This window comes from Streptomyces sp. NPDC054841, assembly GCF_053611045.1.
This window is the reverse complement of record NZ_JBSGZO010000023.1, coordinates 12,919-28,229: the sequence shown is the minus strand read 5'-3', so window position 1 is coordinate 28,229 and position 15,311 is coordinate 12,919. Positions and strand designations below refer to the sequence as shown.

The following is a 15,311-nucleotide window of genomic DNA, read 5'->3' as shown; positions in this document are numbered from 1 at the left end:
GCGTTCCCTCTCAGTGCTCGAGAACCATCGCCGCGAACGACTGGCCGAGCCCCGCGGAGGTCATCAGGTATCTGTCCCCGGGCCGGAGCATGCCGAGCTCGCACGCGGACTGGTAGTTGATGAACGGGTCGGCGCAGAAGCAGTGGCCGGTCTTCGCGATGTTCTCCATGAAGATGCGGTCCTTGCGGATGCCGAGGCGATCGGCCGCGACCGTCCAGGAGACCCGGTTGACGTTGTGCGGAAGGACGAGGTCCAGGTCGTCGACGCTCAGTCCGGCCGCGTCGAGAGCGCCGGTGACGACATCGGCGAGGGCGTCCTGGTAGATCCTCATCGCCTCTCGCGCACCCTCGGCGTCCAGGTCGATGACACCGTCGTCGCGGCCGTGGATGCGGGCGTCGTAGCCCAGTACCCGGTCCCGGGCACCGCCCGATCCGACCAGCACGGCGGTCATGCCCTCGCCCATGATCGAGACGTTGGCGACCCACTGCGAGAACGGTGTGAAGGTCTTGTCCCCGGCGAGCACCAGGGCGAGCGCGTCCGGGTCGTCCTCCGCGGCGAGCAGGGTTCCGGCCACGTCCACCGCGAGGAGCCCGGTCGCACAGCCGTGATCGGCCACGGAGAGGACCTTCGCCCGGTGCAGGCCGAGCGCCTCGCGCACCTGCTGGAGCGGGCTGTGGGGATACGGCGCGGTGGTGCGCAGCCCTTTGGCGCGCACCACGTACCGCACTCGGTCTTCCTGGCCGGTGAGGGCGTCCAGTTTCCCCGCCGCGGCGAGCAGCATTTCCGTCTCGGACTGCTCGGGTGCCTGACAGATCTGGTCCAGGCCGTAGAGCCTGGTGAATCTGCGCACTTGCTGGTCGTTCAGTCCCAGCGGTTCCCGCAGCTGCGCGACGGGTATGGTCGGTGGCAGGTAACTCGACACCGCTTCTAGCGAGGTCATGCGCAGGGGCCTCCTTGCGTGCAGGGTCGGAGCCATTCAAGATTCGCCAAGCCCGCTGACAGTGGGCTGACACATGGCTGATCGCCGCCGGCCCGGCCGTCCGTTCCGGCCGTTGTTCCGGGCGGCGCATAACCCCTTGTCACACCGTGAATTCGGCTTCTTCGGCCGGACGGTTCCGCCGGTTCGGGGCCGGTGCGGGCCGGTTTCCCGACGCCACCCGCGCTCCGGTTCCGCTTGTAGGCTCGGCCGCGCCGAGGAGTCCTTCAGCGGCGGACTTCCGCATGCGATCAGCGAGGAGATGGGCCCGAAGTGAACGACGAACCACCCCGCGATACCGAAGAGATAGTGCGGCTGCGCAACGTCCGGAAAACGTACGGGAACGCGCGCAATGGTGTCGTGGCACTGAACGGGGTCAGCCTCGGTTTTCGGCCAGGTACCTTCACCGCGGTGATGGGCCCCTCCGGTTCGGGAAAAAGCACCTTCATGCACTGTGCGGCCGGATTGGAAAAGCCGGATTCCGGCTCTGTGATGATCGAGGGTCAGGAGCTGACCAACCTGGGCGAGAGGCAGCTGGTGAAGCTGCGCCGGGAGCGGATCGGCTTTGTGTTCCAGGCACTCAACCTGCTGTCCGCGCTGACGGTGGCGGAGAACATCGCCCTGCCGCTGCGGCTGTCCGGGCGCACGCCGCAGCCGGCGGAGATCCAGGAACTCCTCGAGCAGGTCGGACTCGGGGGCAAGGACCAGCGGCGGCCGGCCGAGCTCTCCGGCGGCCAGCAGCAGCGGGTGGCCATCGCCCGTGCGCTGATCAGCCGGCCGGCGGTGATCTTCGGTGACGAACCCACCGGCGCGCTGGACACCAGGACGGCCGGGGAGATCCTCCGGCTGCTCCAGGAAGCCGTGCGCGACGGCGGACGGACGGTGGTGATGGTGACGCACGATCCGGTGGCCGCCTCGCACGCCGACCGCGTGGTGTTCCTCGCGGACGGCGACGTGGTGGACGAACTGGAGCGTCCGACGGCTCCTGCCGTGGCCGAGCGGATGACCCGGCTGGGCCCACGGGCCGGCGGCCTGGCCGCCCGGGCCGACGGTGCGAGCGCCACGCACGCACCCGGCTTCGGACCCGACCAGGAACCCGACCAGGAACCCGACCAGGAACCCGACCAGGAAGGGGTGCGCTGATGCTGCATCTGGCACTGGCGACGTTACGCGTTCGCAAGGGCGCGTTCGCCGCCTCGTTCATCGTGCTGCTGCTCGGCACCGCCATCGTGATGGCCTGCGGCGGCCTCATGGAGACCGGCATCACCTCCGCCGATCCGCGAGCCGGGAAGATGCTGGTCCCGCTGTCCGGAGTCTTCGGCGGCATCGCGATCATGGTCGCGGTCTTCGTGGTGTCGAGCACCCTCGGGCTCTCGGTCCAACTGCGACGGCGGGAGATGGCCCTGCTCCGGACGATCGGCTCGACGCCGATGCAGCTGCGCCGGCTGATCATGGGAGAGACGCTGCTGATCGCGGTGCTCGCGGCCGCTGCCGGATATCTTCCGGGCGGCCTGCTCGGCACGTGGCTCCTCGACCAGATCGCCAGGAGCGGCGGTGTCCCGTCGAGCGTCACGTACCAGCAGGGCTGGATCCCGACGATGACGGGCTTCGGGGTCGGCCTGCTGACCGCGCTCTCCGCGGCCTTCATCGCGTCCCGCCGCGCAGCGGTGACCCCACCGACCGAGGCGCTGACCGAGGCGGACCTGCAGCGCCAGTGGCTGAGCGGGGTACGTCTCGCCTTCGCACTGCTGTGTCTCGGCCTGGCGACCGCCCTGGCCGCCGTGACCGCCACGGTGATGAACGGGTCGATCGCCTCGAGCACCGCGGGGCCCGCGGCCATGCTGTGGGCTTCCGGGTTCGGCCTGCTCGCCCCCGGCTGCACCAAGGCGCTGACCGCGGTTCTCCGGTTGCCGCTGCGTGCGCTGCCCGGGGCCGCCGGCCATCTGGCGATGCTCAACGCCTCCGCCCGCACGGTCCGGATGGCCGGCTCGGTCACGCCGGTCATGCTCGCCGTCGGCCTGGCGACGGCGCTGCTCTACATCCAGGCCTCCGAGGGTGAACTCACCGGCGCCTGGGTCAACTACCTGCTCGTCGCGATGATCGTCGTCTACACCGTGATCTCCCTGGTCAACACGCTGGTGATCGCCACGACCCAGCGGCAGCGGGAGTTCGGACTCCAGCGCCTCATCGGCTCCACCTACGGCCAGGTGATTCGGATGATCGCCGTCGAGGCCGTACTGATCGCGCTGGTCAGCATCGTGCTGGGCACCGCGATCGCGCTGCTGACACTGGTCCCGTTCGCCATGGCCCTGGACGGCTCGCTGCTTCCGCCCGGTCCGCTGTGGATCTACTTCGCGGTGACGGGTACCGCGACGGCGCTGACGGTCGTCACCGCGCTGGTGGCGGGTGCCATCGCACTGCGTTCCCGGCCCGTGATCGCGGCGGCCGCCCCGGCGTGAGCGGTAACCGTCCGGGGAAACGCCGGGCCCGGGCTGCCGGTGAGCCGCCCGGGCCGACGGATGCTCAGTTCTGCTCGCCGGACCGGCCGGCCAGCAGGCTCCGGGCCGGGCGTGCGGCCACGAAGAGCTCACCGATCCGTGCGACAACCTGCCCGTCCGCACGGCAGGTGCCGGACAGGGTGGCAACATCCCCGGTGACCCTGGTCAGCTCGACATGGTGCTCCAGTACGTCACCGGCACGCACCGGCCGGAGCACCTCGGTGTCGGCGAGGGAGACGGCCAGTTCGACCATGCCGGTGAGCACATCGGGATTGGGCTGATCCCAGCAGGCGAGGAGAACGGCGGCCTGTGCCCAGGACTCGAGCACCAGACTCGTCGGGAAGAGGTCCACGTCGTCGGTGCCGAGGGTGTCCACCACCCGTCGGCCGGACGGCTCGGCAGCGCTCACCTTCTTGATCGCGGTCAGCCGCACACCCGGTTCCACACCGGTCACCCGGTCGACGAGCAGTACGGGGTCACGGTGCGGGATCCTCCGCTTGATCTCCTCGATGCCGACGCCGGTCATGACGACCCCTCCTCTCCCAGGCGGGCGTAGCGCAGCCGGATCACGGCTGCTTTGCCGAACCGGTGGGACACCGTCGCGGTGCACCGCATGTCGCCGTCGCCGGCGGAACCCGGTTCGACATCACCGCTGAGCGCCACGGTGATCGTGATCTCGTCGCCGGGCAGAACCGGCTTGAGGAAGCGCGCCCGGTCGACCGCGGCCAGGCGCCGGCCCTTCCCGTAGCGCGTCGCGGACACCATCGCGTGTGTGTACTCGACGAGCAACAGCCCCGGCAGGATGGGAAATCCCGGGTAGTGGCCCTGGAACACGGGGGCCTGCGGGTCGATGCGGCTCGTGCCGGTCAGCACGGGGCCCGTCTCGCCGATTTCCTCCCGTACGGCTGTCCCCCCTCGCGGGGCGGCAGGCAAAGACATGGTGTCGGTCCACTCCTCGGGTGATGTGCGCGTAACACTCATCGGTCGCCTGTCCGCGTCCGGCACGCACGGGGTGAGGCGCGGACACGCCTCACCCCGTGCGTCGAACGATTCCGGCAACACGCCCTAGCCGAGCGAGCTGCCCCGGCCCGTCGCGGTGCCGCCCTTGCCGTGCAGGGCGTTGGTCAGCCGGTCGTCGAAGTTCACCACGCTCCAGTCGCGACGGTTGTCGTCGATCACGGCCCAGCCATGGGTGATACGGCCCGTCGCGGTCTTGATCAGCTTGCCGTCGCGCTGGACGTAGCAGTCCATCCGCGCGGTGAAGGTGAACCGCTTGAAGACGTCCTCGACGGTGAAGACGGTGTAGAGCTCCTCCTCCATCTTCGCCTCGTCCAGGATGGTGATCCGGGACTTGGGCACGACCGGGATCCAGTCCTGCTCGTCGAGGAGCCGCTTGATGGACACACCGCGGTCCTCGAGGAAGAGGTCCAGCACCTCCTCCATCTGCCTCAGGTAGCCCGACATCTGTACGCGCTCGGTGAAGTGGCAGTAGAAGTACGGCATCCGCCAGGCCCAGGCGAAGGCGTTGCTGCCGCTGATGAGCTGGTCGAGCGGCTCACCCGTGACCGGGATGGGCTCGGCCCCGGTACCGAGCCGGTCGACGACATGCGGGGCGAGCTCCGCCGGAGCCGGCTCGGCCTCACCACCGCGCGGGTCGAGCCGGAACGAGACCGCGACCTTCGCGCCGGCCGCCTTCACCGGCTTGCCCTCGCGCTCGACCGTCAGCTCGACGGCGAACCGGAGTTCCGGGCCCTTGCCGGGGACCTGACGCACCGTCGCCGAGGCGATGTCGTCGATGTGGTACGCGGTCATGATCTTGGTGCTCAGATCGGTGATGTCGACACACAGGCCGTAGCGCTCGTACAGCATGCCCGCGGGGAATCCGCGCTGCCTGAGGTGGTCGAGCACCGCCTCCTCGACCACGTAGTTGACGTGCTTGAAGCCGATCCAGGTGCAGATGTTCGACCCCTCGTAGCGGGGCCGGATCTCCACCGTGGTCGAGGCTTCCGCATCGCTGACGGGGGCCTGGCTGGTACGGGAGGGGGTCGGGTTCACATCAGCTCCAGGGTGTGGCTTCGTCGGGGCACGGTGCCGGGCTCCGCCGGGTCGGCGGACGGCGCCGAGGAAGTCCGAAACGGTCCGCGCCATGAGCGCGGGCCGTTCCAGCATCGGAAAATGCCCGCAACCGTCGACCTGGACGTACCGGCCGTCGGGCAGAGCCGCCGCGAGCGCGCGGCCGTCGTCCGGCCGGGCCGCGATGTCCGCCGCGCCGGTCAGCACCAGCACCGGGGCTTCGATCACGTCCAGATCGAGGAAGGGCGTGTGGAGATAGCTCGTGAAGAAGCGCATCCAGCCGTACGGGCCGATGTGGTCCCGCAGGCGCCCGGCCATCCAGACGCGGTGCGCCTCGGGGTATCGGCCGGTGTCTCCCAGCCGGAGGGCTTCGAGAAAGGTCTGGTGGAACTCGTTGAGATAGAAGGAGATGGTCGTCCAGTCGAAGTCACCGGGACTCGACCGGTAGAACGGGCTCATCAGCACCGTCGGCCTCGGCGCGAGACGTCCGGATGCGTACTCCTCCAGCAGCAGGTTCGCCGAGTAGGAGTGCGCGACGACCACGTCCGCGGTGCCGACCGCGTCGGTGACCGCCCGACCGGGCTCGCCCGTGTGGCTCCACCCGGGGTCGCCGAGGGTGCGCCACGGCAGCTCGACGGCCCGGAGCCCGATCGGATCGGTCATCTCTTCGACGAAGCGGTCCCACACGGCCGACCGGCCGCCGAGTCCGTGCAGCAGCACCGCCTTCGGCGGACCGGCCGGGCGGTCCGGGCGCCGCGGCCAGGGCCGGCCGACGACCTCGTCGGTCATCACGCCTCCTGAATTCGACGGGTCATCAGCACGACTTCGGCCTCGCTCGCGCCTTACTTCGCCTTGGCGTCATGGACGACGGCAAAAATCCCTTCGAGGTTGACCATTCGGGCCAGTTCGCTCTGGTCGATGTCGACGCCGATTTCACGTTCGAGTGAGGAGAGAATCTCAATCGCCCCCATCGAATCGGCCTCGTGGTCCTCTTTGAACTTGCTGGTTTCCGTCATCTCGGACGGATCGATCTCAAGGATGTCGCAGACAATTTCCTTGATCTTGGCCCGCTGCTCTTCGGTCAGCGCGGAGTCAGAACTCACGTTCGCAGCTGTCATGGGTCGACTCTGGCCCAGCGCACTGACACCTGGCTGATACACGGCTGACCGGGCGGGGTTGTGAGGCAACCTTTTCCAGCCATAGGGGAGTTGACGCGCCACGTTCGGGGGGAGCCCATAGCGGCATCCGGGGGTTTCCCCCATGGTCGGCCCGCAGCGCGTGCGGATAGCCTCATCGAGGCGCGGCCTTCAGCGGGCCGGGTGGCAGCAAGCACTACAGAATTGGGGAAATTTCATGCGCCAGCAGCTCCGCCTCTTCGGGGCCGTCGCGATGGCCGGCATCGGCGTGATGGGACTCAGCGCGTGCGGCTTAGTACCCGGCTCCACGTTCGAGGACGACGCAAAGGTGACCGAGAAGATCACGTCCGTACGGCTGGACAGCAGTTCCGGCGGCGTCACCCTGCGCGGCGCGAAGAATGCCGGCAAGGTGTCCCTGCACCGTTCCGTCGACTACAAGGGTGACAAGCCGGAGGGGGCGACCCACCGGGTCGAGGACGGCGTCCTGGTGCTCGGCGGCTGCGGCAAGGACTGCTCGGTGAACTACACGGTCGACCTGCCGGCGGGACTCCCGGTGTCGGGCGAGACCTCGTCCGGCGCGGTCAGTCTGTCCCAGGTGGGCAAGGTGGAGGTGACCACCAGCTCCGGGCGTATCGAGCTGGACGGTGTGGCCGGTTCGGTCGATGTGGAGACCAGCAACGGCCGGATCACCGGAACCGGGCTGCAGGGCACGGGCATCCGGGCCAAGACGTCCAACGGCGGGATCACCCTCACCCCGGCGAAGCCGCAGGACGTCCGCGCGGAGACGTCCAACGGCGAGATCGACGTCACCGTGCCGAGCGCCCGCTACAAGGTGACGGTGAACAGCAACAACGGCGACAAGAACATCCATGTGGACAACGACCCGGCCGGCCAGTACCAGGTCGACCTGACCACGAGCAACGGCGACATCACCCTCAACTCCGGCTGAGCGCACCGGGGACGCCGGCGTGGCGGGCCGGGCCGTGAGGCGGCCCGCACGCGGGTCCGCTCAGGGCGCCCACCACTTCTCGGTGACGTCCAGTTCCTGTGAGGTCGACACCGCGACGGCCGCCCGGTATCCGTCACCCGGATCCAGGTCGGCGATGCGCATACGGTCCGGCCGCAGGCCGGCGTACGTGGAGGCGAGCAGCCCGGCCGGCTCGTCCGGAGGTGCCAGGGTGATGCTCCGCAGCGGAATCCTCAGGCCACGTCCGGTCGCCTTCAGCACGGCCTCCTTACGGGTCCAGTAGCCGACGAAGCCCGCGGCACGTCTGCCCGCGGGCAGAGCGCGCAGCGTGGCGCGTTCACCGGCGTTCAGCGCGTAGCCGATCAGCGCGTCGTCCACGTCGGCGCGGGGGGCCTCCACATCGAGGCCGACGGCGGGGCCCGCGGTCACCGCCACACCGATGCGGTCGCCGGAGTGCGAGATCGACAGCGCCACCGGCGTGCCGGGCACACGGGGCGGCCCGTGCTGTTCGTCACAGTCCGCGCAGGAGGCGTCGAACCGTACGCCGCCGGGCGCGATCCCCAGCAGTTCACCCACCACGTACTTGGCGATCGCCCTGCCGGTCAGGAACCGGGATCTGTCGGCTTCCTGACGGTAGTCGGCGTACCGCCGCCGCTCGTGGGCGTCGAGCAGCGCGTGCAGCCGCCGGTCCGTCAGCGGGGCCGCCCACCACACCGTGCATTCGGTCACGAGCCGTCCTTTGTGAGCACGCGGGAAGGCGCGGGCGGCATACCCGGGCAGGCGAGTTCTGAACCCGGAGTTCCCGGCCTCTTTCGACCTGCACGAGATATCCACTCACTCTGCACACATGACGCGCCGCAATTCGAACGGCAAAGCCCGGACAAACTAACAGCCAGGGCGGGATTCCCGTGGCGCAAAAGAACTGTTGTGGTCATCTGTCGAATCTGCCTAATCTAACTGTGGGATACACACGAAGGCGGTGCTTTGCAACTGTGCATATCGAGGTCCGACACGCACGAGTAGTGGCGGCCATAGCCGAGGCCGGCAGCATCTCGAAGGCCGCGTCGACGCTGCAGTTGCCGCAACCGAGCCTGACGGCTCAACTGCGGCGTATCGAGGGGGCCGTGGGAGGCTCATTGTTCGACCGTACGCACGCCGGCGTGACACCGACGGTGCTGGGGAAGCGCCTCCTCCCGCTGCTCGTCGAGCTGGTCCGCTGCCGGGACGCGGTGGTGGCCGAGGCGGCCATGGTGACCCAGTCCCGCACGTTGCTGCGTATCGGAAACTTCGAATGGACTCCGTCGGGTCTGCGCGCCGCGATCCAGTCCGCGCTCTCGGCCTACGAGGTGCGCACCGAGACCGTGGACGCGGCCATCGCCGTGGACAGGGTGCTTCAGGGCACGCTCGCGGCAACCCTCACGCAGAGCCCGCGCACACCGCAGCCGGCCCCGGTTCCCGCCCTGCTCGGCAACGTTGCCATCGTGAGTGAACCCGTCTGGGTCGCACTGCCCCCGGGGCACCCACTGGCCGCGCAGCATGCCATCACCCTGAGTCAGATGGCCGGGTTGCGCTGGGTGCGTCATGTACGCGGCCACTGGTTCCACGAGATCGAGGAGCAGTTGTTCGGCCGCTTCGACGAGGTGCGCCCCGAGGTGCTGCACCGGGTCGGCGGGCACGCAGAGGCGATGAGCTGGGTGCGGGACGCGGGAACGGCCGCGTTCATCACTCCGACCGGCGCGACCTCCGACGTCCGTCTCGTACCGGTCGAAGGAACGGTGTGCGCCGAGATGAGGCTGGTGTGGCGCAGTGAGGAGATCAACGACGTCGCGCTGCGCGGTATCGTCCGGGCCATTCGCCGCTACTACTGCACATACGCCCAGTCCATCCCGCGCTACTGGGAGTGGATCACGACGCATCGCGGCGACTTCACCGAACTGGCGGAATTCATGCCGGAAATGAACGAGGCAATCAGCCATGAGCCCTCATGGGATTATTCACACCAGCTCCAGTGAAACCGATTCATATAATTCATCGATACATTCCCGGGACAGGGCGCACAGACTGGACACCATCCGCTCCGCCGGCAGCGAGGTTCCGTGATAGGCGATCGGGAGCTCGGTGCAGGCCGCCAGAACGGGCAGATCCCGTCGTCGCCAGAGGCTCTGTACGGCTTCCTGGAATTCCCGGGCCGCGTCCCCGGTCCGTTTGGCCTTCACATGCGTCGCGGATTCGTGGATGAGCTTCTGGGTCACGTCGTCCGGAACGTGCAGCGGGTATCCGAGTGCGGCGGCGCGTTCCTGGTAGAGACCGCTCGCCAGGGTCCCGGTGGTCGCCGTGAGCCATCCTCCCTCGGGGCTCAGCCGTATCGCCTCGTTGAGTGTCGCGTCGACGATGTCGATGACGGGGACCGGCGACTCGGCCATGAACTCGTCGAGGAACGTGTGCGCGGTGTTGCAGGGGATCGCCAGCAGATCGGCTCCCCAGCCGATGAGGGTCCGCAGGCATTCCCGGACCCGGCGTGCGGGTTCGTCGTCGCGCTCGAGGATGGCGGCCGTCCGGTCCGGAATGGCGGGGTCGGACAGCATGACGATTCTGGGGTGCTGCTGGTCCACGGTCGCCGGCGCGTCGGCCGCGAGAAGGCGGAGGAACTCCGCCGTCGCCGCGGGCCCCATGCCACCGAGGACACCGAGGGTCTTCTGCGGGGTCCGTGTCGTCGCAGCTGCCATCAGGCACTCCTTCAGAACGGCGAGTGGAGCCGGGCCCGGGGCCTTCGCCCCCTGCCCCGGCCCCACTGTGGGAATCAGGATGCGAGCTGCGCGCTGTACAGACGGACGGACCTCGGCTCGCCGAGGCTCGCGTCCTGGCTGAGGATCGCCTGGTACAGCCGGTGCAGGGCGCGCCCCGGCTCCACGCCCAGATCGCCCACGAGCCGCCGGCGCGTGCTGTGGAACACGTCCAGTGCCTCGGTCTGCCGGCCCTCGTCGTAGAGCGCGAGCATCAGCAGCTCGACCAGTCGCTCCCGCTCGGGGTACTCGAGGGCCAGCTGCCGCAGCTCGGAGGTCATGCCCCGCCCGGCTCCGATGAGGAATTTCGCCGAGATCAGGTCCTCGTACGCACACAGCCGCCGCTCTTCGAGACGCTCGGCCTCGATCCGCAGCCGCACACTGTCGCGCAGTTCCAGCAGGGCCGGCCCCTGCCACAGGTCCAGGGCCGTCTCCAGCAGCCGTACGGCGTCGGCCGGGTCCCGCTCCACCAGGCCGGAGCCTCGGTCGGCGAGCGTCACGAACCGGTGTGCGTCCACGGTGTCGGCCGGAACCTGCAGGAGGTAGCCCCCGCGTACCGTCATGACCTGCTCGTCGGCGAACCCTGTCAGTTCGCCGAACAGCTTGCGGATCCTGCGGATGTTGGCGTGCAGCGCGTTCCTGGCGTTCGCTATGCGCTGGTCGGGCCATATCTCTTCGACGAGTTGGTCGATGGGCACCGGCGTGCGCGGCGAGAGCGCCATCAGAGCGAGGATCGCGCCGGTACGGGTCGAGGTCAGGACAGTCCGGTTGCCTCCGTTCGAGAGCGTGAGTGCACCTAGAAGTTGAATGTGCATACGGCTACTGGCCCCCATGTTCTTGTTCACCTTGCACAGACGTGTGCTGGGTCCAGCCTCGTCCACATTCGCGTCCGATCGGCTATACCAGATCGTCAGGGCGACCTATACCGGAGCGGTATGCCTCGCGGGCAGGCGCGTTTGACGACCCCTGATGACATCGGGTGATCGCTCCCTCACGGCCAGCTCGGCGGCATTTTCCGCCGCTGCCCGCCGCCTGGGGGCCGATCGCGGTACATCTCGGCCAGCAGGAAGGCGAGATCGAGCGACTGGGCGTGATTGAGCCGCGGGTCGCAGGCCGTCTCGTAGCGGTGGTGCAGCTCTTCGGCGAGGACCGCGTTGCCTCCTCCGACACACTCGGTGACGTCGTCGCCCGTGAGCTCGACATGGACTCCGCCGGGATGGGTCCCCAGCGCCTGGTGGACCTCCACGAAGCCGCGGACCTCGTCGAGGATCGCGTCGAACCGGCGCGTCTTGTGACCGCTGGGGGCGGTGATGGTGTTGCCGTGCATCGGGTCGCTGACCCAGCAGACCTGGGCACCTTCCGCGATCACCTTCTCCACGAGCGTGGGGAGGACGTCACGGACCCGCTCGGCCCCCGCGCGCACCACGAAGGTCAGCCGGCCCGGCTCCCGTTCCGGGTCCAGCCGGTCGATGAGACCGAGGACCGTGTCGGGGTTCGCGGACGGGCCGAGCTTGACCGCGATCGGGTTATGGATGCGTGAGAAGTACTCGACGTGCGCGCCGTCCAGGTCCCGGGTCCGCTCACCGATCCACAGCAGGTGTCCGCTGGTGGCGTAGGACCGGCCGGAGCCGACTTCGGCGCGGGTCAGCGCCGCCTCGTAGTCGAGCAGCAGTCCTTCGTGCCCGACGAAGAACTCCGCGCTGCCCAGCTCCGCGGTGTCGACTCCGCACGCCTGCATGAAGGCCAGGCTGCGGCCGATGTCGTCCACCAGCTTCTCGTAGCGCGCACCGGCCCGGGAACCGGCCACGAACCCCTGGTTCCAGGCGTGCAGTTGGCGCAGATCGGCGAAGCCGCCGGTGGTGAGGGCGCGCACGAGGTTGAGCGTCATCGCCGACGCCTCGTACATCCGCCGCATCCGCCGCGGGTCGGGGCGCCGGGACTCGGCGGTGAACTCCAGGCCGTTCACCGCATCGCCGCGGTAGGACGGCAGAACGAGACCGTCCCGGTCCTCGACCGGGCTGGAGCGGGGCTTGGCGTACTGCCCCGCCATCCGGCCGAGCTTGACGACCGGCAGTGCGGCGGCGTGGGTGAGCACGACCGCCATCTGCAGGAGTGTCCTGAGCTTTCCGCGTATCGTCTCGGCGGTCACCTGCCCGAAGGTCTCCGCGCAGTCGCCGCCGTGGAGCAGGATGGCTTCGCCGCGGGCGACCACGGCCAGCCTCCGGCGCAGCAGATCGCATTCGGCGGCGAATACCAGAGGTGGCGCCGCGGCCAGCCCCGCGGTCACGGCACGCAGTTCCGCTTCGTCGGGCCAGTCCGGTTGCTGGGCGGCGGGAAACGCACGCCAGGAGTCGCTCGGAGAATTCTCCACTTCGGGTCTCCAGTTTCTGTCGTTCGTCGCTGCCTCGCGGGAGGACGGATGGGAACTCGCACCAGCCCAATCCACCCGCCACGTCCCGGTCAAGCGATCCCTCAGTGGTCCGCATCAAGGCCCTGCAATTGGTCTGGCCCGGTTCGAGGGCCGCTGTTTTCCTGACATCGGCAGAGCGGCAAAGGCCTGTCGCGACAGATATTCCGATCGCGCACAATTCACAGGGAGTTCACCATGCCGGGAGCGACACCGATCAGTGTGCGGGTCACCGCCGCCGGGCTGCCGCCCCACGATCCGCTCGACCTGTACGCCCGCCTGCGGGACGTCCTGCGGGACGAGGAGGTCTTCCTCTTCGAGAACGCGGACGGCGCGGACCCGGGCCGCCACTCGGCCGTCGTCGGTGCCGGCCGGCTGGCCGAGATCCGGGTGTTCGACGGGTACGTCGACATGGACGGTGAGCCCGCCCTCGTGGCGGCCCTGGCCGCGGCTGCCGAGGAGCTCGCGCTGACCAGGGAGCACCCCCTCTCCGGTGCCCCGCACCGCATGCGTTTCACCGGCCCCGATCAGGTCTGGGACCTGTTGGGGCGGGCGCAGCGGCTGTTCGCCGTGGACACCGGCATCCCGTCGACGTCGTACGCCTTCGGCTTCCTCGCCTCGTTCGCGTACGAGTCCGCCTGGCACATGGAGCGCCTGCCGGCCCGTACCAAGGCACCCCACGGCCCGGACATCACCCTCACCCTGTTCCGGGACACCGTGTGGTACGACCGCCCGTCAGGAGAGGGGCGAGAGGTGCGCCTGCTGCGCGCCGAGAGCGCCGCGTTCCCCGGACGGGCGACGGCACCGGATGTCGCGGCACTGGCGCGGGAGGCGGCGCGGAACGGGACGGGCGGTCCTCGCCCCGGGGTTCCCGAGGCACCCGCGCCCCTGTCCGTACACGACAGCGTGCACCGCGAGACGTTCCTGGACTGGGCGGGCCGCTGCCTTGAGCACATCCGGGTCGGGGACATCTACCAGATCCAGATCGGCCATCGCATCGATGTGCGCTCCGCCCTGACGCCCATCGAGGTCTACCGACGGCTTCGCGCCCGCAACCCCTCGCCCCATATGTATCTGATGCCGCGTGCGGGCAGCACGCTGATCGGTGCGAGCCCCGAGCTGTTCTTCCGGATCGAGGGCGACGAGATCGTGATGCGCCCCATCGCGGGCACCGCGCGCCGCGGCCCGGACGAGGAGGAGAACCAGCGGCGCGTCAAGGAGATGCAGCAGAGCACGAAGGAACAGGCCGAGCACGTCATGCTGGTCGACCTGTGCCGCAACGACATCGGCCGGGTGAGCCGGCCCAGCACCCAGCCGGTGGACCGGCTGATGGCCGTGGAGAGCTTCTCCCACGTGTTCCATCTGGTCTCGACGGTGTCCGGGCGGCTGGAGGACGGCGTGGACACCTGGCAGGCGGTACGCGCCACCTTCCCCGCCGGGACCATGACCGGTGCGCCCAAGGTGCGTGCCATGGAGATCATCGACGGACTGGAGCGGGAGCGGCGCGGCAGTTACGCGGGCGCGGTGGGCCTGGTGGACGTACGCGGCTGGAGCGAACTGGCCCTGTGCATCCGCACGATCGAGTACGACGGGAGCACGTACTCCACCCAGAGCTCGGCAGGCATCGTCGCGCAGTCGGAGCCCGCGGCCGAATGGCGGGAGACGCTGGCCAAGATGGGGGCGGCCTATTGGGCGCTCACCGGTGAGGAGTTGCTGCCGTGAAGGGCACGGACGACATGCGGTACGGGAGGGGCGCGGAAGTGGGAGGCCCGGAAGGCGTACGGGGCATGAAGGTCCTGGTGATCGACGCGTACGACAGCTTCGTCCACATCATCGACCAGTATCTGCGCACGCTCGGGGCACGGACCGAGGTCGTACGGTCGCTGACCCGCTCCCCCGACGAGCTGGCCGCCTCCGGGCCCGACGCGGTGGTGCTCGGGCCGGGACCCGGCCACCCCGCCGAGTCCGGCCATGTCGAGCTGGTGCACCGTTTCGCCGGGCGGGTTCCGCTGCTCGGTGTCTGTCTGGGGCACCAGGCCATCGCCCTTGCGTACGGCGGCGGCATCGAGGTGGCCGGCCAGGTGATGCACGGGCGGACCAGCACGGTGCGGCACGACGGACGCGGCATCTTCCAGGGCCTGGGCAACACCCTGGAAGCCACCCGGTACCACTCCCTGGTCGTCTCCGCCCCGCTCCCGGACGAGCTGGAGACCACGGCCGTCGCCATCGACCACGGCTATGTGATGGGTCTGCGCCACCGCACACTGCCCGTCGAGGGCGTGCAGTTCCACCCCGAGAGCATCATGACCACCGGCGGGCTGACGATGCTGGAGAACTTCCTGACGACGAGCGACGCTCCGGTGCCCTAGTGCCGAGGCCGGAAAGGTTTGCCGGGAAGCTCGCGGCGTCCGGTGCATGGGGTCTCCCCAGGCCCGGAGGGCCGAGGGGACGCATCGCAAGGCGGAGCATCG

Annotated in this window: 15 protein-coding genes; 6 read left to right on the top strand and 9 right to left on the bottom strand. The window is 69.2% G+C overall.

From position 1 onward, the window contains the following. Nucleotides 1-10: 10 nt before the first annotated feature. Nucleotides 11-940, bottom strand: coding sequence for a 3-oxoacyl-[acyl-carrier-protein] synthase III C-terminal domain-containing protein (locus tag ACWGI8_RS05670; RefSeq protein WP_453658826.1), 930 nt, complete (start codon nt 938-940; stop codon nt 11-13). Nucleotides 941-1,249: 309 nt separating this feature from the next. Here ACWGI8_RS05670 and ACWGI8_RS05665 point away from each other — a divergent pair, with 309 nt between their 5' ends. Together ACWGI8_RS05665 and ACWGI8_RS05660 are read left to right on the top strand one after the other, a co-directional pair. Then, nucleotides 1,250-2,119: an ABC transporter ATP-binding protein gene (locus ACWGI8_RS05665; protein ID WP_453658825.1), complete on the top strand. Its 870-nt coding sequence runs from the start codon at nt 1,250-1,252 to the stop codon at nt 2,117-2,119. After that, complete coding sequence (locus ACWGI8_RS05660) at nt 2,119-3,435, top strand: ABC transporter permease (RefSeq protein ID WP_453658824.1); 1,317 nt, start codon at nt 2,119-2,121, stop codon at nt 3,433-3,435. Before ACWGI8_RS05665 ends, ACWGI8_RS05660 begins: the two co-directional genes overlap by 1 nt. A gap of 64 nt (nt 3,436-3,499) precedes the next feature. On the opposite strand, the gene ACWGI8_RS05655 is transcribed toward ACWGI8_RS05660, so the two are convergent. From ACWGI8_RS05655 to ACWGI8_RS05640, 4 genes are all read right to left on the bottom strand, one after another. Next, nucleotides 3,500-4,000 (bottom strand): 3-hydroxyacyl-ACP dehydratase FabZ family protein, encoded by a 501-nt coding sequence (locus ACWGI8_RS05655; RefSeq protein WP_453658823.1) that lies wholly within the window; start codon nt 3,998-4,000, stop codon nt 3,500-3,502. Continuing rightward, a complete protein-coding gene (locus tag ACWGI8_RS05650; protein WP_453658822.1) occupies nt 3,997-4,413 on the bottom strand; it encodes a 3-hydroxyacyl-ACP dehydratase FabZ family protein in 417 nt (138 codons plus the stop codon). Before ACWGI8_RS05650 ends, ACWGI8_RS05655 begins: the two co-directional genes overlap by 4 nt. A 126-nt stretch (nt 4,414-4,539) precedes the next feature. Continuing rightward, on the bottom strand, nt 4,540-6,336 hold the full coding sequence (locus ACWGI8_RS05645; protein WP_453658821.1) for an alpha/beta fold hydrolase: 1,797 nt from the start codon (nt 6,334-6,336) through the stop codon (nt 4,540-4,542). Nucleotides 6,337-6,389: 53 nt separating this feature from the next. Then, on the bottom strand, nt 6,390-6,665 hold the full coding sequence (locus tag ACWGI8_RS05640; protein WP_453658820.1) for an acyl carrier protein: 276 nt from the start codon (nt 6,663-6,665) through the stop codon (nt 6,390-6,392). Between the two features lie 235 nt (nt 6,666-6,900). Between ACWGI8_RS05640 and ACWGI8_RS05635 the strand changes: the two genes are divergently transcribed. Continuing rightward, nucleotides 6,901-7,632 (top strand): DUF4097 family beta strand repeat-containing protein, encoded by a 732-nt coding sequence (locus ACWGI8_RS05635; RefSeq protein WP_453658819.1) that lies wholly within the window; start codon nt 6,901-6,903, stop codon nt 7,630-7,632. 60 nt (nt 7,633-7,692) lie between these two features. Here the strand turns inward: ACWGI8_RS05635 and ACWGI8_RS05630 are convergent, their stop codons facing one another. Then, on the bottom strand, nt 7,693-8,379 hold the full coding sequence (locus ACWGI8_RS05630; RefSeq protein WP_453658818.1) for a 4'-phosphopantetheinyl transferase family protein: 687 nt from the start codon (nt 8,377-8,379) through the stop codon (nt 7,693-7,695). Between the two features lie 230 nt (nt 8,380-8,609). On the opposite strand from ACWGI8_RS05630, the gene ACWGI8_RS05625 reads away from it, so the two are divergent. Then, the gene (locus ACWGI8_RS05625) at nt 8,610-9,662 is read left to right on the top strand and encodes a LysR family transcriptional regulator (RefSeq protein ID WP_453658839.1); all 1,053 of its coding nucleotides are present in this window, start codon (nt 8,610-8,612) and stop codon (nt 9,660-9,662) included. Here the strand turns inward: ACWGI8_RS05625 and ACWGI8_RS05620 are convergent. The 3 genes from ACWGI8_RS05620 to ACWGI8_RS05610 all read right to left on the bottom strand — a co-directional run bounded on the left by ACWGI8_RS05620 (nt 9,645) and on the right by ACWGI8_RS05610 (nt 12,804). After that, nucleotides 9,645-10,376: an aspartate/glutamate racemase family protein gene (locus ACWGI8_RS05620; protein WP_453658817.1), complete on the bottom strand. Its 732-nt coding sequence runs from the start codon at nt 10,374-10,376 to the stop codon at nt 9,645-9,647. The two genes, ACWGI8_RS05625 and ACWGI8_RS05620, sit on opposite strands and share 18 nt — an antisense overlap. Before the next feature lie 74 nt (nt 10,377-10,450). Continuing rightward, complete coding sequence (locus ACWGI8_RS05615) at nt 10,451-11,266, bottom strand: AfsR/SARP family transcriptional regulator (protein ID WP_453658816.1); 816 nt, start codon at nt 11,264-11,266, stop codon at nt 10,451-10,453. Nucleotides 11,267-11,424: 158 nt separating this feature from the next. After that, complete coding sequence (locus tag ACWGI8_RS05610; RefSeq protein ID WP_453658815.1) at nt 11,425-12,804, bottom strand: class II 3-deoxy-7-phosphoheptulonate synthase; 1,380 nt, start codon at nt 12,802-12,804, stop codon at nt 11,425-11,427. A 234-nt stretch (nt 12,805-13,038) separates the two neighbouring features. Here ACWGI8_RS05610 and ACWGI8_RS05605 point away from each other — a divergent pair, with 234 nt between their 5' ends. Together ACWGI8_RS05605 and ACWGI8_RS05600 are read left to right on the top strand one after the other, a co-directional pair. Then, complete coding sequence (locus tag ACWGI8_RS05605) at nt 13,039-14,562, top strand: anthranilate synthase component I family protein (RefSeq protein WP_453658814.1); 1,524 nt, start codon at nt 13,039-13,041, stop codon at nt 14,560-14,562. Nucleotides 14,563-14,627: 65 nt separating this feature from the next. After that, the gene (locus ACWGI8_RS05600) at nt 14,628-15,209 is read left to right on the top strand and encodes an anthranilate synthase component II (RefSeq protein ID WP_453658838.1); all 582 of its coding nucleotides are present in this window, start codon (nt 14,628-14,630) and stop codon (nt 15,207-15,209) included. Nucleotides 15,210-15,311: the final 102 nt, after the last annotated feature.